This is a genomic window from Cupriavidus oxalaticus (assembly GCF_004768545.1).
Taxonomy (GTDB): domain Bacteria; phylum Pseudomonadota; class Gammaproteobacteria; order Burkholderiales; family Burkholderiaceae; genus Cupriavidus; species Cupriavidus oxalaticus_A.
The window spans coordinates 60,559-87,222 of the sequence record NZ_CP038639.1 but is presented as its reverse complement, the minus strand read 5'-3'; the positions used below and the strand labels follow the sequence as shown (position 1 = coordinate 87,222).

The 26,664-nt window shown below is 61.6% G+C and carries 21 protein-coding genes and 3 pseudogenes; 10 read left to right on the top strand and 14 right to left on the bottom strand.

Annotated elements, in window-relative coordinates; all coding sequences use genetic code 11:
- Positions 1 to 59: 59 nt before the first annotated feature.
- Positions 60 to 360, bottom strand: a pseudogene (locus tag E0W60_RS38490) (DUF3422 family protein); the annotation flags it as partial.
- Between the two features lie 201 nt (positions 361 to 561).
- Here E0W60_RS38490 and E0W60_RS34880 point away from each other — a divergent pair.
- Complete coding sequence (locus E0W60_RS34880) at positions 562 to 1,530, top strand: Bug family tripartite tricarboxylate transporter substrate binding protein (protein WP_135707399.1); 969 nt, start codon at positions 562 to 564, stop codon at positions 1,528 to 1,530.
- Positions 1,531 to 1,537: 7 nt separating this feature from the next.
- Here E0W60_RS34880 and E0W60_RS34875 read toward each other — a convergent pair whose 3' ends face one another.
- From E0W60_RS34875 to E0W60_RS34820, 10 genes and pseudogenes are all read right to left on the bottom strand, one after another.
- Positions 1,538 to 2,470 carry a LysR family transcriptional regulator gene (locus tag E0W60_RS34875; RefSeq protein WP_135707398.1) on the bottom strand — a complete coding sequence of 311 codons (933 nt, stop codon included), beginning with the start codon at positions 2,468 to 2,470 and terminating at the stop codon, positions 1,538 to 1,540.
- A 33-nt stretch (positions 2,471 to 2,503) separates the two neighbouring features.
- On the bottom strand, positions 2,504 to 3,688 hold the full coding sequence (locus tag E0W60_RS34870) for an iron-containing alcohol dehydrogenase (RefSeq protein ID WP_135707397.1): 1,185 nt from the start codon (positions 3,686 to 3,688) through the stop codon (positions 2,504 to 2,506).
- A 246-nt stretch (positions 3,689 to 3,934) separates the two neighbouring features.
- Positions 3,935 to 4,938 (bottom strand): annotated as a pseudogene (locus E0W60_RS34865) (tyrosine-type recombinase/integrase).
- Positions 4,931 to 5,890, bottom strand: coding sequence for a tyrosine-type recombinase/integrase (locus E0W60_RS34860; protein ID WP_135707396.1), 960 nt, complete (start codon positions 5,888 to 5,890; stop codon positions 4,931 to 4,933). Before E0W60_RS34860 ends, E0W60_RS34865 begins: the two are co-directional and overlap by 8 nt.
- Positions 5,887 to 7,119: a tyrosine-type recombinase/integrase gene (locus E0W60_RS34855; protein WP_135707395.1), complete on the bottom strand. Its 1,233-nt coding sequence runs from the start codon at positions 7,117 to 7,119 to the stop codon at positions 5,887 to 5,889. The genes E0W60_RS34860 and E0W60_RS34855 overlap by 4 nt, the downstream gene beginning before the upstream one ends.
- Positions 7,120 to 8,115: 996 nt before the next feature.
- Positions 8,116 to 8,673, bottom strand: a pseudogene (locus E0W60_RS34840) (tyrosine-type recombinase/integrase); the annotation flags it as partial.
- Between the two features lie 50 nt (positions 8,674 to 8,723).
- Entirely contained in the window at positions 8,724 to 9,875 is a 1,152-nt protein-coding gene (locus E0W60_RS34835) for a CaiB/BaiF CoA transferase family protein (protein ID WP_135707393.1), read from the bottom strand.
- Between the two features lie 103 nt (positions 9,876 to 9,978).
- Positions 9,979 to 11,583 carry a class I adenylate-forming enzyme family protein gene (locus E0W60_RS34830; protein ID WP_135707392.1) on the bottom strand — a complete coding sequence of 535 codons (1,605 nt, stop codon included), beginning with the start codon at positions 11,581 to 11,583 and terminating at the stop codon, positions 9,979 to 9,981.
- Positions 11,584 to 11,586: 3 nt separating this feature from the next.
- On the bottom strand, positions 11,587 to 13,152 hold the full coding sequence (locus tag E0W60_RS38265) for an amidohydrolase family protein (RefSeq protein ID WP_167884696.1): 1,566 nt from the start codon (positions 13,150 to 13,152) through the stop codon (positions 11,587 to 11,589).
- Between the two features lie 311 nt (positions 13,153 to 13,463).
- The gene (locus tag E0W60_RS34820) at positions 13,464 to 14,450 is read right to left on the bottom strand and encodes a Bug family tripartite tricarboxylate transporter substrate binding protein (RefSeq protein ID WP_135707391.1); all 987 of its coding nucleotides are present in this window, start codon (positions 14,448 to 14,450) and stop codon (positions 13,464 to 13,466) included.
- A gap of 130 nt (positions 14,451 to 14,580) precedes the next feature.
- Here E0W60_RS34820 and E0W60_RS34815 point away from each other — a divergent pair, with 130 nt between their 5' ends.
- The 9 genes from E0W60_RS34815 to E0W60_RS34775 all read left to right on the top strand — a co-directional run bounded on the left by E0W60_RS34815 (position 14,581) and on the right by E0W60_RS34775 (position 22,277).
- Positions 14,581 to 15,537, top strand: a complete 957-nt coding sequence (locus E0W60_RS34815; RefSeq protein WP_135707390.1) for a LysR family transcriptional regulator — start codon at positions 14,581 to 14,583, stop codon at positions 15,535 to 15,537.
- Positions 15,538 to 15,642: 105 nt separating this feature from the next.
- Positions 15,643 to 16,065 (top strand): Zn-ribbon domain-containing OB-fold protein, encoded by a 423-nt coding sequence (locus tag E0W60_RS34810; RefSeq protein WP_135707389.1) that lies wholly within the window; start codon positions 15,643 to 15,645, stop codon positions 16,063 to 16,065.
- The gene (locus E0W60_RS34805) at positions 16,062 to 17,225 is read left to right on the top strand and encodes a thiolase family protein (RefSeq protein ID WP_135707388.1); all 1,164 of its coding nucleotides are present in this window, start codon (positions 16,062 to 16,064) and stop codon (positions 17,223 to 17,225) included. The genes E0W60_RS34810 and E0W60_RS34805 overlap by 4 nt, the downstream gene beginning before the upstream one ends.
- Position 17,226: 1 nt before the next feature.
- Complete coding sequence (locus E0W60_RS34800) at positions 17,227 to 18,039, top strand: SDR family NAD(P)-dependent oxidoreductase (protein WP_135707387.1); 813 nt, start codon at positions 17,227 to 17,229, stop codon at positions 18,037 to 18,039.
- A gap of 9 nt (positions 18,040 to 18,048) precedes the next feature.
- Positions 18,049 to 19,035 (top strand): NAD-dependent epimerase/dehydratase family protein, encoded by a 987-nt coding sequence (locus E0W60_RS34795; protein WP_135707386.1) that lies wholly within the window; start codon positions 18,049 to 18,051, stop codon positions 19,033 to 19,035.
- On the top strand, positions 19,032 to 20,027 hold the full coding sequence (locus E0W60_RS34790) for an Ldh family oxidoreductase (protein WP_135707385.1): 996 nt from the start codon (positions 19,032 to 19,034) through the stop codon (positions 20,025 to 20,027). The genes E0W60_RS34795 and E0W60_RS34790 overlap by 4 nt, the downstream gene beginning before the upstream one ends.
- 5 nt (positions 20,028 to 20,032) lie before the next feature.
- A complete protein-coding gene (locus E0W60_RS34785) occupies positions 20,033 to 20,479 on the top strand; it encodes a MaoC/PaaZ C-terminal domain-containing protein (RefSeq protein ID WP_135707384.1) in 447 nt (148 codons plus the stop codon).
- Positions 20,476 to 21,090: an NIPSNAP family protein gene (locus E0W60_RS34780; RefSeq protein ID WP_260154487.1), complete on the top strand. Its 615-nt coding sequence runs from the start codon at positions 20,476 to 20,478 to the stop codon at positions 21,088 to 21,090. Before E0W60_RS34785 ends, E0W60_RS34780 begins: the two co-directional genes overlap by 4 nt.
- A gap of 14 nt (positions 21,091 to 21,104) precedes the next feature.
- Positions 21,105 to 22,277 (top strand): acyl-CoA dehydrogenase family protein, encoded by a 1,173-nt coding sequence (locus E0W60_RS34775; protein ID WP_135707383.1) that lies wholly within the window; start codon positions 21,105 to 21,107, stop codon positions 22,275 to 22,277.
- 435 nt (positions 22,278 to 22,712) lie between these two features.
- Here E0W60_RS34775 and E0W60_RS34765 read toward each other — a convergent pair whose 3' ends face one another.
- From E0W60_RS34765 to E0W60_RS34755, 3 genes are read right to left on the bottom strand one after another with little or no spacing between them, the layout of a single operon-like run.
- Entirely contained in the window at positions 22,713 to 24,062 is a 1,350-nt protein-coding gene (locus tag E0W60_RS34765; RefSeq protein WP_135707382.1) for an acetyl-CoA carboxylase biotin carboxylase subunit, read from the bottom strand.
- Between the two features lie 12 nt (positions 24,063 to 24,074).
- Positions 24,075 to 25,607, bottom strand: a complete 1,533-nt coding sequence (locus tag E0W60_RS34760; protein ID WP_135707381.1) for an acyl-CoA carboxylase subunit beta — start codon at positions 25,605 to 25,607, stop codon at positions 24,075 to 24,077.
- 21 nt (positions 25,608 to 25,628) lie between these two features.
- Positions 25,629 to 26,588 (bottom strand): Bug family tripartite tricarboxylate transporter substrate binding protein, encoded by a 960-nt coding sequence (locus tag E0W60_RS34755; RefSeq protein WP_135707380.1) that lies wholly within the window; start codon positions 26,586 to 26,588, stop codon positions 25,629 to 25,631.
- Positions 26,589 to 26,664 lie beyond the last annotated feature (76 nt).

Below are 26,664 nucleotides of genomic sequence, written 5' to 3'. Positions count from 1 at the left end.
TGAAGCTTTCAGCCCGAAGCTGGGAAGACGGCTGACGTTGCCAACCACTTCGTCAGAGCTCAAGGTTGCAAAAACAGGGGCGACCATAGATTTTTTTTGCCCGGCATGCTTGCTGCGCGGGTGGCGCGCAACACCAGGAACACCACGGGAAGAATGAACACGCACGCACATGATCAGATCCGGGTCCAGCGGGAGGTGCACCGCATGCAGAACCTTTAGCCCGGTGCCCGCGAGTGACTACACGTAGTAGGAGATGGCCGCAACCGACAGGCCCTCGACAGCATGCTGGAGTCGCAACTGGCTGCGCGCAGTCTGGTCCATACCCTCTAGCAGAAGCGTGGTGTCCTGCTCTGCGTGAAGAGGAGTTCCGTGAATTCGGCGATGGTCGGTACGGCTCATCAGTGCTTTGGACGCTCAGCAGCTGATATGAATTCAGCAACTCGCATCTGCCATCTCGATCCACGATGATGCAATGTTGAACCGTTGCTTTGCAACGGTTGGCCTATCCCGCACTATGGAAACACCAGGCTTCAATGTCCTGGCAATTTTCGAGGAGACACCATGAAAATTATAAGGACCCGCTGGCTGGCAATGCTCGCGCTGGGCTTCGCAACAGCGGCCGGCGCACAGAACACATACCCCGCCAAGCCGGTAATGGTAGTAGTACCCCAAGCCCCAGGCGGCGCTAACGACGTGGTCGCCCGTATACTGACAACAAAGCTTGCCGAAAGGCTTGGCAAGCAAGTGGTGGTTGAAAATCGCCCCGGCGCCGGTGGCAACATAGGCACTGCATACGTGGCAAAGGCCGCAGCTGACGGGTATACGCTGCTATTCACGGTTAGCAGCGCCCATGTGATAAATCCCGCGCTCTACAAGCGCACGGGGTTCGATCCGGTGCAGGATTTCGTACCTGTTGGCAGCGTGGCAACGGCAGGCTATGTGCTCGTTGCCAATACGTCTTTCCTTCCTGGCAGCGTGCGCGAACTGGTAGCTCTAGCGCGTAAGAAGCCTGACACGGTCACCTTCGCCTCGGCGGGAAACGGAACGCTGAACCATCTGATTGGAGAGATGATCCAACATAGCGCTGGAATTCGGCTGGTGCATGTTCCATATAAGGGAGCCGCGGCTGCGGCGGCAGATGTGGTGGGAGGGCAGGTGACGCTTTCGGTGCAGAGCTTGCCATCAGCGCAGGCGTTCATTCGTGCCGGCAAGCTTAAGGTCCTTGCTGTGACCAACGAAAAGCGCCTACCATCGATGCCAGACGTTCCAACCGTCGGAGAGACGCTTCGTGGAGTTGGCGCAACACCCTGGTATGGCCTGTTTGCGCCTGTAAACACGCCCCCTGCCGTCATTGCCCGGTTGCGGGCGGCGTTGAGGAAAGTACTGGAGGATCCGGAAGTGCGGGAGACCTTGGAACGCCAGGGATGCGAGCCGTTTGTCTCCGAGCCGAGTAAGTTCGAGGCACTGATCCGCAGCGACCTCGCCCGCTGGTCCGAAGTTGTCAACGCCGCGGGGGCAACTATAGACTAGGCAGGAGTCAAGAGTGGGCGCGTATCGCGCCCGCGTCAGCAGCGAGCACCTGCGCAGATGGGCATAAGTGGTCGACCAGCTGGCGCGCAGCCACTGGCAATCCTTCGTAGGAACGGACGCAAAGGTTGAGCTTGCGATGTGACCATGGCGCATCGAGCGCGATCATGCGCACGCCAAGTATTCTTGAATAGCGCCGGGCCAGGCGCTCGGGAAGAATGCCGATACCCATTTTCGACTCCACCATCAGGCAGACGGCATCGTAGCTGTTGACCTGCATGCGGAACTTCACCGGCTTTCCGTGCTCGCTGGCCAAGCGCGACAACTGCAGATTAATGTAGCTGCCCGTTTGTAGTCCGATCATGTAGTGATCGAGCAAATCTGGTGTGGTCAGCTTCTTTCGCGAGGCCAGAGGGTGGTGCCGAGGCACAACGACGACCAGGTCGTCCTCGCGATATGGCAGGATCAGCAGGCCATGCGGCGCTTTACCCAGATCGGCAAAGCAGCCGACGTCTGCCTCGTTCTCCGACACTCCACGCAAGATCGCGGTGCTAATGTGCTCATGGAGTTGGACTTGCACGTCAGGATACTTCTCGATAAAGCCATGAAGATCATTCGGCAGGAACTGGGCGATGGAGGACACGTTAGCATAGATGCGAACCAGGCCCCGGGTCCCGCTGGCGTAGTCCTGCATCATCGTCGCGACATTGTCAAGGTCGTTGACGATGTTGCGCGACAGCCCTTGCAGGGCGATACCTGCCGGAGTCAGCACGATACCCTTGTTGCTACGCTCCAGCAATTGCGTGCTCAGGGCATCTTCCAGATCGCTGACGCGCTTGCTGACAGCGGAGGCCGTGATGTGCTCCCGTTCCGCGGCGGCGGCAATGGTACCGAGTTCGGAAACCGCAAGGAACAGCCGCAACGAAACGGGATCGATCTTCATGGCATCAGGAGGGCGGGCTGAGACTAAATGGCATTATGCACGCCATGCCAACTCCAGAACAGCGCGCAAGTCTGCTTCCGTCTCGATCGGCCGAACATTATTGCGGGTCACCATCGGATGTTTAAGTGCTGGGCCGATCATTGCGTCGACCTGAGTGCGCGTGAGGCCCAGGTCGTCGAGTGTGGTCGGCATACTCAAACGCTCCAGCAAGCCGTGAAGTATGGCGTGAAACGGCTTGTCAGGTTGGCCGATGGCGGCTCGCAGGCGTGCATGCTGCGGCGTGACCCACCCCTCGAGCCATTTCGCTTGGGCAAGCATCAGGACGCACGCCGCATCGCTATGCGCGACGCCACCGTACGGGCCTATGATATGGACCATCCAGTGGCTGAAGCCGTGCGGCACCGACATCTGACCCATGCCGGTGTACCAGGTGGCTAGCTGGCACTGAATGAACGAGTCGGTCGAGGTGACGTCGCTCAGATTTGGCAGGTGATCTACATACAGCGCGATAGCTTTCTCTGCCAACAGGCTTGCAAATGGATGCGGCGACGACGAGCAGGCCGTGTTGATGGCATGGTCCAGACCCCGAATACCAGTAGACCACAGCAATCGCACAGGCGTCTGCTGCAGCAGGTCAGGGTCATAGAGGATTGCTTGGGGCGAGCCGTCGGGGACCACGAAACGAGCTTTCAGTCGTGTCTCATCGTCGATCGGCGTGCTGACCGGCGTCCATTCGGATGTGGCAAGCGTGGTGGGGATCGCGATCTGCCTGATGGCAGCCGGCGCCTGCGATGTCGTCAGCATCTCGGTGCCATCTTGAGACAGGACGAACTGCAATTTTAGAAGGGAATCCCGGTCGTAGGTATTCTCCGAAATGCACAATTGCATGGCCTTGCACATGTCCATTACCGAGCCGCCACCGATAGAGACGATGACGTCGGCATGGGCATCGCGCGCTTGCCTTGCCGCGTTTAGGACGTTGGACAGCGGAGAATGTTCGCCCACATCATCGGTAATCCCGACGATCAAGTTGCCAAGCCGCGCCTGTAACCGGTCGATCCAAGTGGTCTTCCTGCGTATCGTGCGGGAGCAAACGACGAAGACGCGCTGGTATCCGAACAGCCCCAAGACCTCAGGCAGCGTCTCGATTGCCGAAGCATTGTGAAAGACGCGCTCATGTCCGGTAAATCGGTAGCGCTTAGGTTGGATGGGTTCCATCTGATGTCCATATGACTGTGATAATTACTTCAGATGATGCCGACAGATCCGTCGGAAGAAAATCAACGAGTCGAGAGCATGCCATCGCGGATCGAGATGGCAGGGACCAAGCACAGACTTGAGGCCTTCTTCGTCGCTGTGCTGGGCGCATCTAATGCGAACAGCGTTTTTATGCCGATCCTGCCAAGACGAGTGAGGCGCCGCGCTCCATTGGAGGCGCGGCGTGTGCTCATTCGATTCACATAATCATAGCGACTTCAGGAATTGCAGAAGCGTCGCGGGTGGCTGGTACCGAGCTCGTTTCACAATTGGCGGATTCAACCGAGCGAGCGCGCGCTCCTTCATCTTAAGGTCCGCCTCGACATACATGTGCGTCGTCGTCGGGCTCTCGTGACCGAGCCATAACGCAATCTCAGTGGGCCATACACCGGACTGCAGCATCGCCATGGCGGTCGAATGCCTGATACGGTGCGGTGATACCTTGACGTCAGCGAGTTCGGGATGTCGTTCCGACGCTGCCTTGGTCGCCAGCTTCAGCCGTTGACAGACCGTGGCTCGGTTCATTGCATTGCCCTGACGGGTGGGCAGCAGCGGCGATCGCTCGGTCAGTTGCGGGTTGCGGCCAAGCCAGTCACGAATATCTCGGACTGCGCTCTTCCAAAGCGGCAGCGACCGCTGCTTGCGTCCCTTTCCATGCAAGTGAATGAAAGATGTCGGGCCAAGGATGACGTCACCGACCTGAACACCAACGATCTCCGATACTCGAGCGCCAGTGTTGTAAAGCAAGGTCAAGAGCAGTCGGTCTCGTTGACCGAGCCAGCTTGCCGTAGAAATGTCCATGAGGGCCAACATCTGCTCCTTTGAGAGGAACCCGATCATCGGCCTGTCGAAGCGTTTCATTGGGACCGCCAGCGCCTGCTCAAAGACACGCAGGTTCGCGAGGTCGCGACGAGCCGCGAATCGCAGGAAGACCGTATAGCCGCCAGCCGGATATTGCGGCTACGGACGGTGTTGTGCCGGTCTTGTTCGAGGTGCTCCAGAAAGCTGGCCAGGAACTTCGCGTCAATGTCAGCCAATCGCAAGACCGACGGCGGTTTTCCCAAATGTTGCTCGGCAAATCGCAACATGAGCAAGAAGGCATCGCGATAGGACGCGACGGTACAAGGACTGAGCGCTCGCTGCTGCACCATGTAGTCGGTGAAAAACTCCTGCACCAAGCCGCCGAAGGTGGGTGAAGTTGAACTATGCATGGCGCACCTCCTCCAGTGCAAAACACTCGAACTTCGCACCCACCACTGCCATCAGTTCTGGCGTGCCGCTGAGGTACCAGTAAGTGTCCGAGATGCTGGCATGACCAAGGTAGGTGCATAACCAGAGCACGGCGTGATCGACGGTCTCTCCTGTCTCATACCATCGTAGCAATCGAGCCACGGCGAAACTGTGGCGCAGGTCTTGAATGCGCGGATGCGGGTAGTCCCCGCGTGCCTGCCACGCCAATTGCCGACGCAGTTGGACGAAGACGTCTTGAACCGTCCTCTTCGGCAGGGCGCATCCCGATTGCGACACGAAGAACGGCATGTCCGCACGGGTTTCGATACGCCGATCACGGAGTTGCCGGTATTCGTTGAGCGCTTGTACTGCACTGCTGTGCAACGGCAGGCAACGCGACTTGTTAAACTTGGTGTGACGCACGGTCAAACAAGCACGTCGCAAATCGACGTCCCCATCACGAAGGTTCAATGCTTCTGAGAGCCGAAGGCCGACGGTGGCGATAAGGCCGAACAGCGTCCGGTAGGTCGCGGGTCGTAGTCCGTCCAACGGGGGCAGGCGACCTGCCTGCTCGAGCAAATCGCACACTTCCTGCCTGGTGTAAATGTGCGGCGCTAAGCGCCGATGGCCTGGCCCGAAGGTGTGTAAGTCAGGGATCTCGGTGTCCGGCTGGAACTGACGGTAGTATGCCGCGAAAGGTCGAACGACTTCCAACCTGCGAGCCCAGGTCACAAGTCCGGTGCGCTTGACATGCTCGCGCGCCCAGTCGAGTTGCAGTTTGAGTGTCAGCGGCCCTCGATGCCCACGGGCATCCGCGTACCGGGCGAAACGCATCAGTTGCTGGCCGGTGAAACTCAGTTCGAAGCCAAGTCGTCTGCGCTGATTCAGATATCGTTCGACAGCAAGCTGTACAGTGTTGTTGGTAGTGCTCATCTCACACCTCCCGGCCAGGGCATTGCAACGGCCGATAGGTGAACCATGTCGACCTTGGTGTAGATCATTGACGTGTCGAGCTCACGATGACGCAGCACGTCGGCGACTTCCTTGAGGGTGCTTCCGCTGGCGAGCATCCGACTCGCCAGCGTATGGCGCAATATGTGCACCCTCGTATAGGGAAGTCCGCCGCGCCGATATGCCTCGCGCACAATCTTGCGTAGCACCTCCGGACCGATCGGGGCATCAACCGGCGCAACATGGCGAACAAAGACTCGCCTGCTCGCCGTCGGAGGTCGCTCCACTTGTAGATAGGTTGCGATGGCCTGGCCCGTGGTCTGGGGCAACGGCAGCACGTCTACTCGACGCGACTTATTCTTGGCGATGCGAAGGGTTCCCGCTTCCCAGTCGATGTCGTCCAGATCGATGGTGACAACTTCGCCGGCTCGCAGGCCCAGATCGACGAGGCACCGGACCATGGCGTAAGCGCGATGCCTGGATGGCAACCCTTGTGGAAAGGCGTCAAGCAGCTGCAAAACCTCCTGCTGCGACAGCGTCTGCGGTAATACCGCCAAGCGTCTGTTCGCGGGCGATGCGATGACCGGCAGCAAGTGCGCCACCGCGTCCCTCAATGTTGCTCGATAGCGGAGATACGCGCGCAGCGTGCCCGCAACAACCTGTGCGCTGCCCGGACACAGTCGCCGAAGCTGTCTGCCGATGAACCGGCGCAGTTCGCCCTGGGTAGGAGAGCCAGCACCGTGGCTCTGTTGCAGGAAGGATCGTAGGATGCTGAGACGTTGCATTCGCGTGCTTCGCGCCAGTCCGCGTGCGCGGTTCATGTAATCATCAAAGCGGCGAAGTTCATCATCAATCGCGGTGAAAACCTGGCTCTTACGCAGCAGCCCGGCTTCATCCAGTGCGATGAGCAGATGCCGCAGTGCCGCACGGACCGTGCGCCCGTGCCTTCGCACTGGCGGTGGGCAGGTACAGCGCGGGAGGTGTTCAGTGATGAACCGCCGAACTACATCGTCTGTAAGGTCGCACGCGGCAATCCGACGGCGTCGTATCCAGCGGGCGAAGTGTGCGACACAATACAGGTACATTCTTACGGTGTGATCGGCGTAGCCTCGCCTGACAAGGTACTGACAATAGCCACCAATGTACGGAGCGAGAACGCTGTCGCGCAGCCACGAAGCCGGTGCAGCGTGAAGCGAAGGAAGGGTATCCATGAATGGCTCCTGAAGTGGGACAGCCACTACAGGAGACCTGCTTTTTTATGTGAAGTCCAATTTCGCCTGACTTGGCCGAGGACCACTCTCAGACTGCCACGTCCGCTGGACCGCATCGCTCGACGTCGCATAAAAACGCTGTTCGCATTAGACGCGTCATGCCAACATACGCATGACGCATCGAATTACACATACGCATGCGCTACCCGGGGGCAGACCACCGCAGACTGGATCGGGGGAATGGTCTGCGCGATGGAATACGCAGGCGGCGTGCCCGAGCTGCCTTACGGCTAAGTGTTCTTCTTCTATGCTTGCCGGAGAGTAGAAGAACAATGCTCCACGATGTTGACGATGGCGCGCCTTTGCTGCGCCATGCGTTTGAGATAATTTCCACGGGTGCTACCTCTTGCTGTTCCAGCCGATTCGATGCCGTGCCTGCGTGGCCTCGTGCCGGGCATCCTCTTCGCTGTGCGAGTAGTCCCTCGCCGTCGAGACTAACTGATGCGCGGAATCATCCCGCACGCAGCGCTGGTCGAGCTGCTGGTTGGACATGTGCGAGCCGGCAGCATGGCGCAGCCCCGGGGCCGAGGCACTGACCGGCAGCGCTGCCTGCGCCTCTCATTCGGGCCGGCGCGCGCGAAGATTGGCGGCCGACCCGGCCGAACACTTCCTTCAGGATCAGGTGCAGTGTGCCGCGTGACAGGCCCGGGTTGCGATCTCTGAGGGCGACGCACGAATTAGCATCGCTAGCAATGCCTGTGTTCACGTTGAACCGGCCGAAGTGCGTATTTCGGGGCGCGTGATCAGCAATTTCGGGGGAACGTGATCACCTGTTTTGGCGGGAAGCTGATCGCTGGTTTCGGCGCAACTTCGCGCGGATTTACACTGCGCCAAAAACGCAATTAACCACCTGGATCAACAGCAAACCAACCCATTAGCTTTGCAATAAGGGAGGTCTCCATAGATTCACGATCACGAAATAACCCTTCCGGCCGGCTATTTCTTCGTACCCCAGCCAATCCGGTGCCGCGCCTGCGTGGCCTCGTGGCGGGCGTCCTCCTCGCTGTGCAGGTAGCCGCTCGTCGTCGACAGTGAGCTGTGCCCGAAGTTGTCGCGCACAAAGCGCAGGTCGACCTGCCGGTCAGTCATGTGCGAGCCAGCGGTGTGGCGCAGCCAGTGCGCCGAGGCGCTGGCCAGCACCGCGGCTTGCGGCTCCCATTCCGGCCCGAGCTCCGCAGGCGCGCCGCGCATGCCAAACACCACTTTCAGGATCAGGTGCAGCGCGCCGCGTGACACGGGTTTCTCACTGCCCGCTCTTCCGATCACCGGCAGCACCAGCGGACGCGTCTCCCCGAACTGCGGGGCAGGCGGCAACGCGTGGGCGCGGCGGTATCGCGCCAGTTCGGCAATCAGCTCGTCGGTCGCCGGCACCAGCCGGGTCTTGTTGCCCTTGCCGGTCACCTCCAGCCACCAGCGCTCGATGCCCTGGGCATCGCGCCGGCAGAAGAACGCGCCAACGGTGGCGGTCGGCAGCTCGGATGCACGCAAGCCGCCCTAGAGCATTGTCAACAATAGCGGCCAGCGCGCCGCGACGCGATGACAGTTCATATCACGCCCGCATCCCGCAGCCAATCGACGCGTTCCCGATCGATGCTCCAGTCGTTCAGGATCTCGACACCATGCTCCCCAGGCAGGTCCGGTGGACGGCTGATGCTAGCAGGCGTGCGCTGAAAACGCGGGGCGGGCGCCGGCTGCACCACGCCGGCGATCTCAATGAAGTTCTCCCGCGCTCGGTTGTGGGGGTGCGCCGGCGCCTCGTCTAGATCGAGCACAGGCGAGAAGCAGGCATCGGTCCCTTCCAGCAGCTCGCACCACTGGGCGCGCGTGCGTCCGCGGAACACAGCGGCCATCTTTACCTTCAACTGCGGCCACTGTTCCACGTCCTGAACGTGGCCGAATTGCGGATCCTCAACGCCGCACAGCCGCAGCAACAATGCAAGGAACTGCGGCTCGATTGGCCCGATCGCGATCCACTTGCCGTCCGCACACTCGTACGTGTCGTAGTAGGGGGCGCCACCGTCAATCCAGTTGCGGCCTCGTTCTCCGCTCCAACCGCCCATGGCATGGAAGCCGTAGATCATGGCGCTCATGAGATTGGTGCCATCAAGCATGGCGGCATCGACCACCTGACCTTCCCCGGTCCGGCGGGCGTGCAGAACGCCGCTGACGGTCCCGAAAGCCGCCATCATGCCGCCAGCACCGAAATCGCCGATTAGGTTCAAGGGCGGTGGAGGTGGTGAACCGGGCCGGCCCATGGAAGGTAGCACTCCGCTGAGCGCGATGTAGTTCAAATCGTGTCCGGCCGCGCTGGCAAGCGGCCCTTCTTGGCCCCAGCCGGTGACGCGGGTGTAGACGAGACGCGGATTTCGCTCCAGGCTCACGTCTGGGCCAAGGCCGAGCCTTTCCATCACACCAGGGCGAAAGCCTTCCAGCAGAACATCGGCTTGTGCCACCAAATCGAGCGCCAGCATACGTCCCTCCGGGTGCTTGAGATCTAGCGCTAGCGAGCGACGGCTTCGAGCCATTACGTCGTACCGCGTGCCCAGAACGGGGTAGGGGTTGGGCACGCCGGGAAGCTGTTTCCGCTCGATGCGGATCACGTCAGCCCCAAGGTCGGCAAGCAGCATGGCGGCAAACGGGCAGGGCCCCAAGCCGACGAATTCCAATACTCTGAGCCCCTGCAGTGGACCAGTCATCTTCGTGACTCCCCGCCATTCTTCCCAGCGAAAGGCAAAAAGGAGCCTTTCATGACCGACATGGTTCGGCCAACCCGGCGCGCCAGCAACTTGGAGGTCTCGGTCATTCTGTCGGCTCCGGCTGGAATAAGGTCTGGAGACGTAGGCGGTGCACCTTGCGGGACGCGGTCTGGGGCAGTTCGTCCATGGTGGCGAACCGCATTCGCCGGGGTACCTTGTAGGCGGCCAGTTGCTCCCGACAGTGTCGCGCTAGCTCTTCCTCTGTCACCCGCATGCCGCTGCTCAGAACGATTACGGCGGCGACGATCTGGTCGCGCACGGGATCGGGCAGGCCGCAGACGAAGGCCTCCTGTACCGCCGGGTGCTTTAGCAACACTTCCTCGATTTCGATAGGCGCGACATTGATACCGCCGGTCTTGAGCATCTCCTTGTAACGCCCCATGAACAGCAGGTATCCCTCGTCGTCAATCTGGCCGATATCGCCGGTGCGGAACCAGCCGTCCTCGTCGAAGGCGGCAGCGGTGGCATCAGGATTTTTGTAGTAGGCTTTCATGATGCGACCTCGTAGCCTGATCTCGCCTGACTTGCCCGGGCCGAGGGCTTCGCCTGTCTCGGGATCGACGATGCACATCTGGAATCCCGGCATGATGCGCCCTTCGGTGCGCGAGCGCTTGTCGATCGGATCCGAGGCATCATGCATGTTGGAGAAGCCATGCGTCTCCGTCAGCCCGAAGCAACGGATGCCCAGCGGCATGACGGTTTGCAACAGCTTGAGGGTCATCGGCGGCGACCCAATTGGCGTTCCCTTGCGGACCGAGGATAAGTCGAAGCGGTTCGCCTCTGGATGTTCGAACACGGCATGGACGATGTTCGGCGTCCCCGGGAAGACGGTGCAGCGGTAGCGCTGGATGAGATTCAGTGCTTCAAGGGGATCGAAGTGTTCCTGTAATACGATGTGCGCCCCGTGGGCCCAGGGGCCAATTAGAAAGTTCATGCAGCCCATTCCCCAGAATAGCGACAGCGGCATGAACACCACGTCATCGGGCGTGAAGTGCATCCGCACGCCGATGTCGTACATGTTCTCCACCAAGTGCCGATGAACCAACAATACTCCCTTGGGATGCGAAGTCGAGCCCGAGGTGTAGAGCAGGTAGGCAGGCTCCTCAGGGTCGATGCGGCGCTCGATCGCAAGAATTTCCTCGTCGGCGACGCCCGCGCCACTGGCTAGGAAGCGCTCGTAGTCGACTGCGCCGCCGCAACGCCGCTTCCCCAGCATTACCACGGTGCGCAACTTCGGGCAGGTGACGGAGAACGGCTGCAGCGCGTCCAGCATGCTGGCGTAGTCGTACTTGAGCAAGCTATCAGCGGCGAGCAGCAGCTTGATGTCGGCATGCTCCAGTACGTATGCCAGTTCGCGCTGGGTATACCAAGTGTTCATCGCGACCAGCGTGGCGCCCAGGTACTGAATGGCGAAATTGGACACCACCCATTCGATCCGGTTGCCCATGAGTACGCCGACCTTGTCGCCGGCTCGCACGCCCTGCGCATGCAGCGCCTTCGCGCAATCGAGCGCGCGGCGACGAACCTCCGCGAAATCCAAGGTCTCCTCGCGGTAAGTCAGGGCCGGCCGGCCGGGGTGGCTCTTCGCCCTTTCCTCCAGCAGCCCACCAAGCGTCTTGGCGGCGGGGCGTGGCAGCATTTCGGTCATTTGTCAGATCTCCCAGCGGTAAGCACGGCGCGCCGTGCGTCCAAGCACCCCAGCGCGGTCGTCCTCGGACAGCCCCGGGTGATCACGCACGAAAGACAGCAGCTCACTCCAGCTGGCGTTCGATTCCTCGAAGCTCACGTCGCCTGCCCACATCACGCGGTCTGCCCCGAAGGCCTGCACCGCATCGACCAACGCCCGCTGGCGTGCCTGATGTGGTTGGGCATGGCGGCGAAAGGCGCGATGGGCGTGGCTCCACTTCAGGAGCACGTTGGGCAGGCGCGCCAGTTCCAGCACTTCATGCCAGTGTTGCGGCGAGCGCGGCCAGCCGCAGTGGTCGACCACCAGCGCGAGCGCTTCAAAGCGTTGCGCCACCGGCGACAGCAACCGGCCGGCATCCTCGGTCATTACGGACACCGGCAGTCCATGCCGTTGCGCCAGCGCCAGCGCCTGATCCCAGGCGCCCGATTCAAGGCGTCGGCGGTCTGCTTCCGTGTGCAAGTTAATGCGCAAGCTGCGGCAGCCCGGCATGTCAGCCAGGAGTGGGATACGGGACAAGAGCAGTGGGTCGTCCAACTCAATTCGCTGAATGAAGCCGAAGCGTTCCGGATACTGTAGCGAGGCGGCGATGCCGAGCGGGCTGAGCGAGCGCCAACCACCCCCGGGCAGCAGCGCGCAAGGTTGCGGCACGCCGTTAGCATTGAATCCCCACAGTTCGTCCACCATGGCCGAGCGGATGCCCAGCGCGTCCATTGCGGCCAGGCTCTTCTGCACATCGTGCAGCGGGCCGATATGGAATTGGGTGTCGACGATGTCCAAGCTGCCGCGGCCATCGAAGCCGACTGGCTGGCGCCTGTCCTGTGGCCGGACCGAAGAATTGGCGGCCAGCTCGGCTCTGTGTTCGGTTTCGCGCTTCGCTCGCCAGGACCCGAGTGGCACCTCGACGCCGCGCTGCGCCGAGGCGAGCGCCTCCGACAGTTCCGTGCTACTCAGCGGGACACAATAGCAAGGCATGGAGCGCTCGAAGCGCCAGCTTTCTGCCAGCGTGCCTGCGTCGAACGCGTCGAAGCCGAACTGATCCACCAGCTGTGCGACCACACGCTTGGCCGCCACGTCGTCGCTGGCGATCGGCAGTGCGCGCCGGTCGGGCGCACCGGCCGGCCGAGCATCCTTCTCGATGTCGTCCTGCAAGATGGCGTTGAAAGCCTTCACTATCCGGGCGCCCGGCAGCCGTTGCGTCAGCAAGCCGCTGGTGGTGGCCTTGTGACCATCGAGTTCGGGGATGTTGCCGTCGCGCTGAGGGTAGTAGTTGTTGGCGTCGATGATGATCTTGCCGTCGAAGGGCGCCGGGTCAAGGCTGCCGACTGCGTGCAGGGGAATCGCCAGCACCACCACTTCGCCGAAGCGCGCCGCTTCGGCGGCCTCGCCCGCTCGGCAATGCAACGCGATGGCGGTGCTGTGAAGCGTCTGTGGGCCGCGCGAATTGGCGATCATCACCTCGTGGCCGTTGGCCACCGCTACCCGTGCCAGTGCCCGACCAATAAAGCCTGCGCCGATCACTCCGATCTTCATAAGGTTCCTTTCGCGCTGGCGACGATGCCAGCATCATGTTGACGGTCAACTTTCGCCCAGTGGAGTACGAGTACTTCATGCTGGACCCGGTTCGTGTGTGCGCCTAGCAGTGGCGCGGCCATGGTCGGCTGTGGCACCCCACTTGCCAAGTGGGGACGGCGGCGGTGCGGGCACTGGCCTCGTACGCGCTATCGCGCGCTGGCACCACACAGGAATCGATGAAGAAGGTTCCGCGTGTGTACGGCAGGCCAGGGGCAGTAATGGATGGATAGATTGTGCTCATAGGCTTTGTCCGACAAATTGGCCCATGCTCATTCCAGCGTGATCTTGCCTGCCTTGACCAGCGGTAAGAAGCGCTCGTCTTCGTGCCGCAGCCGCGCAGTCGCGGCTGCGGGAGAAACGTTTTGCGGGACCGTGGTGCCACCCAGCGTCTTATATTTGGCCTGGTAACTCTCCTTGGCCTGCACAGTATTGATCGCCGCGTTGAGCTTGGTCACCACGTCCGGCGGCATGCCCTTGGGGCCAATCACGAAATACTGCAGGGTGGCATCGAATCCCTTGAGCCCCTGTTCGTCCAACGTGGGCATGTTGGGATGATCGGGATCACGCTTCGCGCCTGCGAAGCCCAGCCCCTTCATCTTGCCGGACTTCACCATTTGCAACTGCCCGAGCGGCAGGATTGTGTACTGCACAACGTTGTTCGAGATGTCTGGGATGATCGGCGGAAAGCTCTTGTACGGCACGTGGACGCTTTGGATGTTCGCGTCGCGGTTGAACTGCTCCAGAAACATGTGCATCGGAGTGCCGACCCCGGCAGAACCGAACATGTATTTGCCGGGGTTTGCCTTCAGCAGCGCAATGAACTCCTTTAGGTTGTTCACTTTGAGTTGCGGGGAGACAGCCAGAAACCCAGCGCTTGACAGCGAATGGGAAACGACAGCGAAGTCCTGGTTGCCTGAGAAGTTCTGCCCCTTCAGTAGATGGGGCGCGATTACATTAGGCATCACCGAAACCATGAGCGTATGGCCGTCCGGCGTCGCGCGCGCCAGCAAACTGCTGGCAATGACCTGGCTGGCGGAGGGCCGATTGTCCACTACCACGGGTTGCTTAAGGATCTGCGCAAGTTCCTCTCCGAGGGCGCGTGCCACGAGGTCCTGGATAGAGCCGGCCGGTTGTGGCACAAGCATCGTGATGGGCCGGTTTGGCCATTCATGTGCCGAGGCGAGGCCTCCCGCACCGAGGGTCACGGCGGCCGCGAGTGCGCTCAAGATGAACCCGCGCTTTGAGGTGATGGACATACGTTGTCTCCTTGTGGATTATGGCGGCTTCGGTGGCGCGCTCGATAGGTGCTACTTTAGGAGGCCGTCCCCTTTGGCGACAACGTCCGGCCAAGTTATCTTTGGTATGACATGAGATGATGGAGTGCGCATGAAACTGGAGACCGAACTGGACTTGGCCGACCTGCGGGCGGTTCTAGCCGTGTCGGACACCGCGAGCTACACGCGCGCGGCGCAGAAACTCGGCATCACGCAGCCCGCGATCAGTCGCCGCATCAACGCGTTGGAACAGTCGCTCAATGCACGACTGTTCCGTCGCGAGGGCGGTGGCTTCGTCCTGACCGAGGCTGGTACTGCCTTTTGCGAGAGAGCGACTCAGGTGCTTGAACTGATGGAGCAGCTGCCGCAGGCGACAAGCCAGGCCGCGAGCAGTCCGCGCGGGACTGTGGCCATTGGAGTGCCGCCAACAACAGGCGAAATCCTCATCCAACACCTCATTCCCGAGTACCGCAGTGCCTACCCGGGAGTGTTCGTGCGAATCGAGCAGGGCTATGTCAACGATCTGTTTGACATGCTAATGGATAAGCAGATCGACATCGCGCTACTCAACGGCCCCTTCAATCCATCCGCGGTCGATTTGGAGCCTTTGTTCCACCACCACCTGGGCATCGTCTATCCGATCGCCTGGAAGGAGAGCAGCCCGCTTGACGGCAATCCGATGCCGCAGTCGCTGACACTCGCGCAGGTGGCGCAACTGCCGCTGCTGGCGGCCAGCCAAAACCAGAGCATCCGTCACCTCGTCGATTCGGAATTCCGTGCAGCAGGACTCAAGCCTAACGTGGTCATGGAAGTCAACAGCTTCGTGCTGCAGCGCAGCTTGGTCAGCGTCGGCGTGGGCTGCATGTTTATGAGCCGCACGGTCGTGCGTGATGAGCACTGCGAGAAACTGGCCTTCGTGCCTATCTCCGACAGCAAGATCATCTACACCCTGTACCTAGCGACGCGGCGTGCGGGCCAGCCGACGCTGGCGGCCAAGCTGATGGGGCGGATGATACGCAAGTCAATGGAGCGGGTGGTCGACTGGCTAAACGCCCCGCTCGGCGAATAGCCGCATGCCCGCAGGGCATGGCAGATATAAGCCGCGCGGCACCCGCCTCCATTTAGAGTCTCCTCCACCGGGCGCAGAAGTGTCCCGGCCCATACGGAGACACCCATGCCCGAGATCCCGCCCCTACAAGAGGGCCTTTACGCCGATGTTGACGGCGTACCGCGGTTGCTCGCCAGCCGCTGTGATGCCTGCGATCGCCTGTTCTTTCCGCGACGTCAGTATTGCGGCCGCTGCAGCTCGCCCGCACTGCGAGACCTGGCGCTGTCGGCGCACGGTACCTTGCATGCCTGGAGCCTGATCGATCGCAGGCCGAAGCTGGCGGTAATTGACTCGCCCTATGTACAGGCTGAAGTGGCCATGCCGGAAGGTGTCCACGTCTTTACTGTGCTGCGCGATTGCGAGGCTGCGCAGCTGCGCACTGGTTTAACCGTGGAAATGTTCGTTGGCGAAATCCCTCGGCCTGGGGGGGAGGGCAAGGTGCACGCCTACATGTTTCGGCCCGTTGCAGGCAAAGGAGGGCAGGCATGAAGCACGAAGTGGTCGTCACTGGCATCGGCATCCACCCGTTCGGCCGCTGGCCCGACAAGTCAACCATTCAACTGTCTGAAGTTGCGATCCGCCAGGCGCTGGCAGATGCCTGCATCACGTTTCCCCAAGTGCAGGCTGCGTGGCTTGGTGCCGAGTTCGCCGGATTCACAGAAGCGCGGCAGATCGTCCAGCACTTTGGTTGGACCGGGATTCCCATCAGCCAGATGCAGCAGGCTTGTGCCAGCGGCTCCGCTGCCTTTCGTGAGGCATACCTCGCCGTGCAGTCCGGGTGCTATGACACTGTCCTCGTGCTCGGCTACGAGAAGATGGAAGGCGGCCTGCTTTCTGGTGGTGATCCCGCGCTCGATCACGAGTTCCACCTTCACCACATGGGCCTCGACGTGACGCCGGGTCGAATCGCCATGGCGTTGCAGCGGCGCATGCTGGCCTACGGCGAAACTCCGCAGATGCTCGCCGCAGAGGCCGTGCAGTGCTACGCCTATGGTGCGAAGAACCCAAACGCGAAGAACCGTAAGGCCTTCACGCACGAAGAAATCCTGGCGGCGCCGGTAATCTGCTCACCGCTCACAAAGTACATGTGCTGCCCTTCCACTGACGGCGCCGCCGCAGTCGTCATCACCACGCGCGCCAAGGCTCAGCAACACGGCAGCGTTTCCCGGAGCATTACGATTTTGGGTCACGGTGTCGGCAGTCCCAGCGACGAAGACCTGCTCGGCGGACCTGGCCCGCACATCGGTGGCGACTTTCGCGCCGGCTCACTCACCCATCGTGTCGGCGGGCTGGCTTATGAAGCCGCCGGCGTCGGCCCGCAGGATGTCGATGTCGTGCAATGCCATGCACCGTTTGCTGGCGGCGGTTTCGTTTGCGCGGAGGCACTGGGCTTCTGCGATGAAGGCGAGGGTGGTCGCTTTTTCCTCGAAGGCAAGGCGGCGCTGGACGGACAGGTTGCATTCAACACAGATGGCGGGCTGCTCGCTCGCGGCCACCCCCTCGGGGCAACGGGCATCGCCGAAATCTATGAATTGGTGCGCCAGCTACGTGGTGAAGCTGGCGAACTGCAAATGCCGAGGCGGCCGAAAATCGCAGTGGCCCACAACACAGGCCTCGGCTGTCTGAACATGCACATCCTGGGGCGCTAACATGCTGAACCTCCAATTGGATGACAAGGTGGCACTGGTCACCGGCGCGGGTCAGGGTGTGGGGCGCCGCATCGCGATCGAACTGGCGGCGCAGGGGTGCAAGGTGGGGGTGAACGACCTCTTTCCCGACCGTGCTGAGGCCGTGGCTACCGAGATTCGTGCTGCGGGGCATCTGGCGATTCCACTCACGGCAGACATCTGCGAGCCGCAGTCGGTGGGCGACATGTTCCACCGCCTGCTCGATGGCTTTGGTCCGTGCGACATACTTGTCAACAACGCGGGTGTGCCGCCGACCTTGCGCGAGCCGGGCGCAAAGCGGCCGAACTTCGCAGAGACCACCGTGCATGAACAGCACGCGCAGATCGCACTCAACGTGAATGGCACCATGTACTGCTGCCGCGAGGCGCTGCGGCAGATGGACGGCCGGCGCGGGCGCATCGTCAGCATCGTGTCGGAAGCCGGTCGCCGGGGCGAGGCGCGGCTGGCGGCATACTCCGGCGCCAAGGCGGCGATTGTCGGCTTCACGATGGCGCTGGCCCGCGAGTACAGCCCGCTTGGCATCACCGCCAATTGCATCGCGCTCGGTGCGGTCGTGCACGAAGGGATCCGCAGCGGCCCGCTTAGCTCCAATTCCGGCCCCGAACTCGCCGAGACCCGTGCGCGCATCTTCAGGACTTACCCGGCGGCGCCAGGTCTAGGGCGCCTTGGAACGCCGGAGGATGTCTCTGCCGCAGTGCTCTTCCTGTCATCGCCGCTTGCGGCATTCATCACAGGCCAGACGCTCGGCGTGAGCGGCGGCTACCACATGCAATAGGAGAATCGAATGGCTACTCTGGTCACCGGAGGCAAAGGCTTCATTGGCGCACGGTTGGTGCGCAGTCTGGTCGAGCAAGGCGAACCGGTCGTCTGCCTGGACCTGAAAGGCACGCCCGGCCGCCTGGTCGATATCTCCGAGCGCATCACCTTCGTCGAGGGCGACGTGTCCCGCTACGAGGATATCGAGAACGTGCTCCGGGAGCACGATATCAGCCGGATCGCGCACAGTGTGTTCTTCTCCGCCGAGGAGCGCGGCGTGGCTGCACGGCCTGAAGACGCCGAGCTGCTCTATCGGCAGCAGATGGTCATGACCACGGGCACCTTTCACTTGTTCGAGGCCGCGCGCCGTGCCGGAATCCGCCGCGTCCTGTACCCGAGCTCCGTGCAGTACCACGGCCTCGATGAGCCATGGACTGAGACGGAGCCCGTGACGGAGTACTCGCCCGCGCGTCCCACCTCGCCCTATGGCATCGGCAAGCACTTGTGTGAGCGCCTTGCTCACGAGTACAACCGACTGCACGGCATGGAGATTGTGAGCATCCGCGTGTCTGGCGCCTACGGTCCGGGGGTGCGGTTCGGCGCCCGCGGCATCAACCTGATCGGAACCGACGGTGCTCTGGGGCAGCGAGTCGATTTTTCCTACTCCCGCGCGCAGCGGGTGGTGCTGGCACACGTCGACGACATCGCCGAGATTTTCGCCCGCGCGCTGGTTAGCCCGAAGCCACCACACGACGTTTATCACGTCGGCGGCCACGCCGTGTCCTATGGGGAGTTGGCGGCGATCGGCCGCGGTCTGTTGCCCGGGATGGAGGTCACGTTCCGCGACGACGTGCCGTTGCAATGTAGCTTCGCCATCGACTCTAGCCGCATGACCCGGGAGCTGGGTGTGAGTCACCGAAGTCTGGAACGTGGCTACCTCAACCTCATCAATGAAACCCGGGGGCAGCACGGCCTGGAGTTGATCGCGGAGCCTGCCGCAACGGAGACGCCATGACCATTCTCAGCATCGAGGAAGCCCGCGAACTCGCCCACGCGAGCATGGTGGCATGTGGTCACACGGCGGCTGAAGCTACCATCATCGCCGACCACTTAATCGACTGCGAGCTACGCGGTCTGGGGTACGGCGGCTTGGCGCGGTGCGTGTCGCTTGTGGAATACTTGCGCAAGCCGGACTTGCGCCGCGAGCCGATGCGTGTGGCTCAAGAAACCGCCGCCTCGGCCCAGATCGAAGGCGGCAACCAGGTCGGCTACCTGGTGGCAAATAAGGCAACCGACATCGCGATCAGCAAGGCCCGGCGTCAGGGAGTTGCGGTGGTCGGCGCCGCCCGTACTTGGCTGACCGGCATGTTTTCCTACTATCTGGAGCGGGTTACTGCCGCTGGCTTTGTCGGCATGATCGCCGGCAGTGGCAACCAGTTGGTCGCGCCGCACGGCGGCACCGAGCCGCGCTTCTGCACTAACCCGATCGCCTTTGGTTTTCCCTCGCTTGACGCGCCGGTGATCTGGGACACCGGAACGTCGGCTATCACCTGGGCTGAGGTTGTCTTGGCGCGCCGCCTCGGGCGGCCGCTGCCTGAGGGCACGGCCTTCGATCCCGATGGCGTACCTACCACGGATCCTGCAGCGGCACTGGTCGGCGCGCTGGCCGTGTGGGGCGGACACCGCGGTTCAGGCCTCGCGCTGTCGATTCAGCTACTAGGGATGTTGGCCGGCCAGGTAAATTCGCGCGGGCCGGCTTTCGACTGCGGGTTCCTCATCCTGGTTGTTGACCCGGATCTGTTCGGAGAGCCTGGCGAATTCCGCCGGCGCGTCAGCGAGTTCGCGCGGGAGTTGCGCGCCACGCGGCCGCTCGACCCAGCGGTGCCGGTGCGGGTGCCCTTCGAACGTTCCGCCGTAGAGCGCGAGCGCCGGCTTGCGACCGGCGTCATCGAAGTCGAGAACGTGGTGGTACGCACGCTGCGCGAGGCCTGCGCCATGAAGGTTTAGCGCCGATGAGTTTGCATTTCGACGACGTGGCAGTCGGCACTCAATGGCAAACGCCCAGCATCAACGTCTGCGAGGAAGAGATCATGCGGTTCGCGCGCGAATGGGACCCGCAGCCGTTCCACCTGGATAAGGAGGCCGCAAAAGCCTCCGTCTTTGGGGAACTGTGCGCGAGCGGGCTGCAAACTCTACTGCTGTCCTATCGCCTGTTTCAGCAATTGAAGCTATTTGAAGGCACCACGCTGGCTGGGCTGGGCATGGACCACCTGCGCTTCCACGCGCCGGTGCTGGCCGGAGACACTATTTACGTTCGCGTCGTAGTCGAAGAGGCCGTGGTGACCAGCAAGCCCGGCCGTGGCCTTCTCAAGCTGCGTTTATCCACCTACCGAATGGACGAGCTCTTGGCAGATCTGCAAATTCTGCTGTTGGTGAAACTTAGCGACAAGGACTTATGATGCTCTACGAACTGGCCACCCTCTCCCCGCATCCGCTGCACGCCCACCAGGTCGCAGCCAATGCCCGCGACTGGGTGGAACATCGCGAAGCGTCTGGCATCCTGCTTGGTTGCTGGCTCACAGATATCGGTCCCCTCGGCCGCGTGTTGTTGTTGCGCGGCTTCCACGATGCGGGGGAGTTGGCGCGGGAGCGCCAGCGAACGCTGCATCATGAAGACCCCTTCGGCGCGGACGGGCTTGTCACCTCCATGCAGATGGATAGCTACGAGCCGTTCCCGTTCCTGCCACCGGTACGGACAGGGGAGCTTGGCAAGGTGTACGAGTTTCGCACCTACCTGCTTCGGCCGGGCGGCCTGCAGCCCACGATGGCCGCCTGGGAAGCCGCCATGCCTGCGCGCAGCCTGCTCTCACCACTGGTTGTCAACATGTTTGCCCTTGATGGCCAGCCACGCATCACCCACATCTGGCCTTTCGCTAGTGCCGACGCTCGCGCCGAAATCCGGGCGAAGTCCTATGCGGACGGCATCTGGCCTCCGAAAGGTGGACCGGATCAGTTCTTCGATGCCGTCTCCGTGCTCGCCTATCCCACCGACTTTTCGCCACTGCGCTGAACTTGTAGAAAAACATGAGTACTTCTTCCGACGAAATCAGACCTGAGCTATGCGAGTTGCGCGATGCCGTACGGGCGTTTGCTGATCGTGAGGTGGCGCCCATCGCCCATAAGCTTCATCTGGCAGGCGAGCGAATCCCAGATTCGCTAGTGGACAAAATGATGGACATGGGCATTTCCGGCGTTGCCGCACCGGCCAACTTGGGCGGGCTCGGTATGGGCGCGATGGGTGCCGCATTGGTTACGGAGGAACTGAGCCGAGCCTGGATGAGCGTCGGCTCGGTGCCGCTGTACAACTGGTCGCTAGTCCAACTGATTCTGCAGGCTGGTACCGAGGCCCAGCGTCGCAAGTGGCTCCCCGGCTTGATTTCCGGCGCCATCCAAGCTGCGCATGCGGGTACCGAGGCACAGGCGGGGTCCGATGCCGCGGCCATCCAGACGAAGGGGCAGCGCAAAGGTGGCCAATATGTGGTCTCCGGTTCGAAACTATGGTGCACGCATGCAGACCGCGCGGATGTCATATCGCTGCTGTGCCGCACCAGTCCTGAGCCCGGGCACAACAGCATTAGCTTGTTGTTGCTGGAGAAGCCGCGCGGTGATTGTTTTGTGCCGCCTAAGCTGACGGGCAGCCACATCGAAACCGTAGGATTCCAAGGACTGCATAGCTATGCGCTGTACTTCGATGGCTACGAGGTTCCGGAGGAAAACCTGGTGGGTGGCGTCGAAGGCCGCGGTTTCAAGCAACTCATGAGCGTATATGAATTCGCGCGAATGCACTCCGCCTTCTCGTCGATCGGGGTGGCCCAAGCCGCGTACGAAGCGGCCCTCGACTACAGCAAACAACGGGTACAGTTTGGTAAGCCGATTTGCGATTTTCAGGCCATCCGCCACAAGCTTGCCGATATGGCGACGCGCATCACGGCGGCACGCCAACTCGGCTTTTTAGTCGCGCGCCGCATCGACGCGGGCGTGCGTGCGGACCTCGAGGCTGGTATGGCAAAACTGTTCGCAAGCGAAGTGGTGCAACAGGTCTGCCATGAAGCGTTGCAGATTCACGGCGGGATGGGATTTGCGGTCGAGACGCCAGTCAACCGCTATTGGCTCGATTCGGCCATGGCGAGCATCGGCGACGGTACTAGCGAGATCCAGCGGGAGGTCATTTCACGCCGCTTGCTCCGGGATGGATGAAAATCTGTTGAAGAACAGCTGAGGAGAGGAGGAACAGCGGGATAGAGGAAGCAAGCGTGCACTGCGCGCTTCGCTCCATCGCAACACCTCGCTGTTGACAGCGCCCGTCAGGCCTCGTCTTGCTGGTGCCCTCGCTGCCGGGGCAGGGCGCCGGGCTCAGGCGACGTAGTGGACCCAGCCGAGCGCGCCAGTTCGGCAATCAACTCGTCGGTAGCCGGTGCCCGCCTTGTCTTTTTGCCTTTGCCGGTTACTTCCAGCCACCGCCCTCGATGCCCTGGGCACCGCGGCGGCAGAAGAGCGCGCCCATCGTGGTCGCGGTTAGCTCCGACGGCACCGCTTCGTTAAATGTTAAAGGTTTGACGCGATCGTGGCTGTGGTTGCGGCAAGGCGAGGCATTCTCAGTGCCTCGCCTCCTTGCCATTTTTCACGTCCCAATCAAGCCGTCGGAGATGCGAGCAGGTCCTGCACCAAACCAGTATGCAGTTCACCCGCGAGCCAGGGAGCGTAAGTCAACATGCGTTGAAGTAGTGGCACGTTGGTCTTGACTCCAACGATGTCGGTTGCAGACAGCGCCTCTTTTGCCAATGTAATGGCTGCCTGCCGGTCCGAAGCATGCACGATGATCTTTGCGATCATGGGATCATAGTAGGGGCTCACCGTGTTGCCTTCTGCATAGCCGGTTTCTATACGGATGCCCGACCCCGACGGCAGACGAAATACCTGCAGTGTGCCTGGCGAAGGGAAGAAGCGCACTGGATCTTCGGCATAAATGCGCAGTTCGATGGCATGGCCTTCTACCCGTACCGGATCGGATAGGACATCACGCAGGTACTCCCCGGCAGCCAGGCGGATCTGAGCCTCGACAAGGTCGAGGCCGGTAACCGCCTCAGTCACAGCGTGCTCGACTTGCAAGCGGGTGTTCATCTCGAGGAAACTGTAGCTGCCATCGCTGCCGCGCAGCATCTCCACCGTACCAATGACGTCGTAGCCCAACTTGCCCAGCAAGCGGGCCACCCGGTTGCCGATCTCATCCGCTTCACCGAGGGGCAAGGCTGGCGCACAGGCCTCCTCGATGACTTTCTGGTGACGGCGCTGGACCGAGCAATCGCGCTCAAAGAGATGACGTACGTTGCCATGCCGGTCGGCTAAAATCTGGAATTCGATATGCCGGGGCCGCTCGAACAACTGTTCGAGATACACGTCGCCGTTGCCGAAGCTGCGTTGCGCCAGGGCCCGTGCCCGCGTTACCGCCTCGATCAGCGATGGGGCATCCTGAGCCGCAACCATGCCGATGCCGCCTCCGCCGCCGGCGGGCTTGACCAGTACCGGGTAGCCAACGGCTGTGCCGGCTGCCTCGATTTCTCGGGGATCTTCCCCGATGATTTCGGAGGACCGGCACATTGGCATGCCGTGCTCGGCCATCAATGAACGCGCGCGCGTCTTATGGCCCATGGCGTCGATCCAGCGGGGGCTTGGGCCGATGAAGGTCAGGCCGGCGGCTTCGACGCGGCGCGCGAAGCCTGCATTCTCGGACAAGAAGCCATATCCGGGATGCACGGCATCTGCACGCGAGCGGCGCATGATGTCGAAGAGGGCGCTTTCGCTCAGATAGCTTTGCACCGCCGGCCCGGGGCCAATGCAGTAGGCTTCGTCCGCCTGCCGCACATATGGCAGATCGCGGTCGGCTTCGGAATAGACTACGACCGAGCGCAGCCCCATGCGTTTCAGGGTGCGCAATACACGGGCAGCGACGGCTCCCCGGTTGGCAATTAGTACGGTTCGCATAGATAACGCTCCTCAGTAGCTGGTCGGCCAGGTTCGCATGAGGTGCTGTCCCACGCCGTTGGTGAGTCGCAGTCGGTGCACGTCGAGCAAACGAGACAGTGTCTGGCGCGTGTCGACCGGATTGATGACCATGTGAGCCGAGTAGGCGGCGCCCATGTCCCAGGCGGAAGTGTCGCGCTCCATGTTCTGGAGAAGCGCGGCATATCGCTCGGGGTCATCTTCTTGCTTCACGCCATGCACGATGGTGACGCCAGAGCGTGGATCCATAAAATTGACCTCCGCGGATACCCAGGCGATCAACTCGTCCGCATTGCCGGCACCGCCCATGTTGAGCACGGCTTGGCCATACGTCTTGCGCATGATGATGGCGATTTTCGGCACGGTGACCAGCGAAAGGGCGTTCATCCAGTTCATCACCCTACCAACAGCGCCGCGGCGTTCGCCCTCAATGCCGATCAGAAATCCAGGCTGGTCGGTCATGAACACCAGTGGGATATTGAACGAATCGCAAAGCACCATGAAGCTGGTTGCCTTGTTGCAGGCATCGACATCGATAGCACCACCTTTGGCGATCGGATTATTGGCGATGATCCCGACGCTGCGGCCATCAATGCGGGCTAGTGCAGTCACAACCGATTTTCCGTAGCGGGCCTTTAGCTCGAATGTGCTGCCTTTGTCGACGATCAGGGGAATGATCTTGCGCACGTCATAGACCTTGGTGCGCGATTCAGGCACGATGTCGAGAATGCGGTGTGCCTCGCTACCTGAGCCAACCGGCACCGGGTGCAAGGGCGGAGCCTCGTTGTGGTGACTTGGGAGGTAGGAAAGAAAGCGCTTGACCGCGTCCAGCGCTTCCTCGTCTGTATCGACAGCCATGTCGACGAGGCCCGATACGCCAGTCAGAATTTCCCATCCACCGAGGGCCTCAGGGTCGACTTCCTCGCCGATGGCCATCGAGGTAAGCTTGACACTGGATACGGCCATGACGGCGCCTTTTCGCATCACCGCGAAGTCAGCCAGTGCCGCATACCAGCTTGATGAGCCATAGCAATGGCCCAGCACTGCCGACGCCCACGGAGTTTCGCGCGTACGCAGGTATTGCGTTGGCCGGTCGCCCGAGCCGATCCCGCGCGCACCCATGGTGTCAGGCATGCGGGCGCCGGTCGACTCACCGAGAAACACCATTGGCAGCCCACGCCGGGTCGCGACAGCTTTCATATGCGCGACCTTGTTGCCATTGACAGTGCTGCTGGACGCGCCTAGCACCGTGAAGTCGTTTGAGACTACGGCAACCTCACGTCCATCCACGCGCGCGTAGCCGGCAATCTTGCCATCGGCAGGGGAGCGGTCGCGGTCCTCCGGCCGGTACGAGGTGGCGAGCAAGCCAGACTCCAGGAAGCTATCCCCGTCTACCAGGTAGTCGATGCGCTCCCGTGCATTCAGGACCCCTGAAGCCTTGCGGTGCGCCAGCTTTTCCAGGCCCCCCATTTGCTTGGCGCGCGCCTCGCGCTTTGACAGTTCGTCGATCAACGATTCGAATCCCATTCCTATGTCTCCCCTCTGTCGCTATCGTTTGAAAAGTGCCTGATTTGCTGCGACGAACCGGTTCGCAGAGGCACCTTCGGTAACCAGCAACGCGCCCAACTCCGCCGGCGTCGACGCCTCAAGCTGGTAGCCCTCGCTGGTCAGTTGCTTGTTGATGGCAGGATCCTCAACAAACTGCCGTGACAGGGTTGCCATGCGCGAGATGATTCGCTCCGGTGTTCCAGCAGGAGCAAATACGCCATACCAATTCGAGAACACGGCATCCGACATACCGCTTTCCTTCAGCGTTGGGACATCTGGAAACGCAGCGCTACGCATTGCCGAACTCACCGCAAGGGGGCGCAACTTGTTGCCACGCACGAAAGGGGCGAGCACCGGCACATTGGCGATTACCATATCCACTTGTCCGCCCATGGCATCGCCAGAAGCTTGCGCGCCACCTTTGTAAGGAACATGGTTAAGGCGGATCTTCGAGCCTGAGTTAAGCAGGCCAACCTGTAGCACCAACGAGGCGCTGGAGATCGAGTAGCGCTCGGGATTGCTGCGGGCCAGCGTGATCATTTCGGCGATATTTGACGCCGCGAAATTGTTGTTGGCGGCGATCAAGCAGGGCACGCGCGTCAGCAGGCTCACCGGCGCCAGTTCCTTCTGCGGGTCAAATGTCGGGACGGGTCCGGTAAACCGGTTGGTAGCCAAGCCGTCGATGCCGATCAGGAAGGTATAGCCGTCCGGCTCTGCCTTGGCGACGAGCTCGCTGCCGATGTTGGTCGAGGCGCCCGGGCGATTTTCCACCACTACGGCCTGCGCGAGCCTTTTACGCAGGAACTCCGCATACTCGCGTGCCAACCTGTCATTGGTCCCGCCCGGTGCGTATGGCACGACAAGGCGAATGGGTTTCGCCGGCCAGTCTTGCGCGGCTACGTGTCCCGTTGCCAGGCTGGCAACGAGCAATGCCGCAATTCCCCAGAATCGCATCCTCATGTTGATGTCTCCCAGATGGTGAAGGCCAGCGTAGAAATTGCCTTTGGTAATGTTAAGTTACTTGACTAATATCGCG

Excerpts from the sequence above, each read along its gene's own strand:
- E0W60_RS34765 (WP_135707382.1), bottom strand. The coding sequence starts at position 24,062 with ATGCGAACCGTACTAATTGCCAACCGGGGAGCCGTCGCTGCCCGTGTA.
- E0W60_RS34875 (WP_135707398.1), bottom strand. The coding sequence starts at position 2,470 with ATGAAGATCGATCCCGTTTCGTTGCGGCTGTTCCTTGCGGTTTCCGAA.
- E0W60_RS34800 (WP_135707387.1), top strand. The coding sequence starts at position 17,227 with ATGCTGAACCTCCAATTGGATGACAAGGTGGCACTGGTCACCGGCGCG.
- E0W60_RS34855 (WP_135707395.1), bottom strand. The coding sequence starts at position 7,119 with ATGGATACCCTTCCTTCGCTTCACGCTGCACCGGCTTCGTGGCTGCGC.
- E0W60_RS34880 (WP_135707399.1), top strand. The coding sequence starts at position 562 with ATGAAAATTATAAGGACCCGCTGGCTGGCAATGCTCGCGCTGGGCTTC.
- E0W60_RS38265 (WP_167884696.1), bottom strand. The coding sequence starts at position 13,152 with ATGAAGATCGGAGTGATCGGCGCAGGCTTTATTGGTCGGGCACTGGCA.
- E0W60_RS34785 (WP_135707384.1), top strand. The coding sequence starts at position 20,033 with ATGAGTTTGCATTTCGACGACGTGGCAGTCGGCACTCAATGGCAAACG.
- E0W60_RS34790 (WP_135707385.1), top strand. The coding sequence starts at position 19,032 with ATGACCATTCTCAGCATCGAGGAAGCCCGCGAACTCGCCCACGCGAGC.
- E0W60_RS34810 (WP_135707389.1), top strand. The coding sequence starts at position 15,643 with ATGCCCGAGATCCCGCCCCTACAAGAGGGCCTTTACGCCGATGTTGAC.
- E0W60_RS34835 (WP_135707393.1), bottom strand. The coding sequence starts at position 9,875 with ATGACTGGTCCACTGCAGGGGCTCAGAGTATTGGAATTCGTCGGCTTG.
- E0W60_RS34805 (WP_135707388.1), top strand. The coding sequence starts at position 16,062 with ATGAAGCACGAAGTGGTCGTCACTGGCATCGGCATCCACCCGTTCGGC.
- E0W60_RS34760 (WP_135707381.1), bottom strand. The coding sequence starts at position 25,607 with ATGGGATTCGAATCGTTGATCGACGAACTGTCAAAGCGCGAGGCGCGC.
- E0W60_RS34870 (WP_135707397.1), bottom strand. The coding sequence starts at position 3,688 with ATGGAACCCATCCAACCTAAGCGCTACCGATTTACCGGACATGAGCGC.
- E0W60_RS34815 (WP_135707390.1), top strand. The coding sequence starts at position 14,581 with ATGAAACTGGAGACCGAACTGGACTTGGCCGACCTGCGGGCGGTTCTA.
- E0W60_RS34780 (WP_260154487.1), top strand. The coding sequence starts at position 20,476 with ATGATGCTCTACGAACTGGCCACCCTCTCCCCGCATCCGCTGCACGCC.
- E0W60_RS34820 (WP_135707391.1), bottom strand. The coding sequence starts at position 14,450 with ATGTCCATCACCTCAAAGCGCGGGTTCATCTTGAGCGCACTCGCGGCC.
- E0W60_RS34775 (WP_135707383.1), top strand. The coding sequence starts at position 21,105 with ATGAGTACTTCTTCCGACGAAATCAGACCTGAGCTATGCGAGTTGCGC.
- E0W60_RS34860 (WP_135707396.1), bottom strand. The coding sequence starts at position 5,890 with ATGAGCACTACCAACAACACTGTACAGCTTGCTGTCGAACGATATCTG.
- E0W60_RS34830 (WP_135707392.1), bottom strand. The coding sequence starts at position 11,583 with ATGACCGAAATGCTGCCACGCCCCGCCGCCAAGACGCTTGGTGGGCTG.
- E0W60_RS34755 (WP_135707380.1), bottom strand. The coding sequence starts at position 26,588 with ATGAGGATGCGATTCTGGGGAATTGCGGCATTGCTCGTTGCCAGCCTG.
- E0W60_RS34795 (WP_135707386.1), top strand. The coding sequence starts at position 18,049 with ATGGCTACTCTGGTCACCGGAGGCAAAGGCTTCATTGGCGCACGGTTG.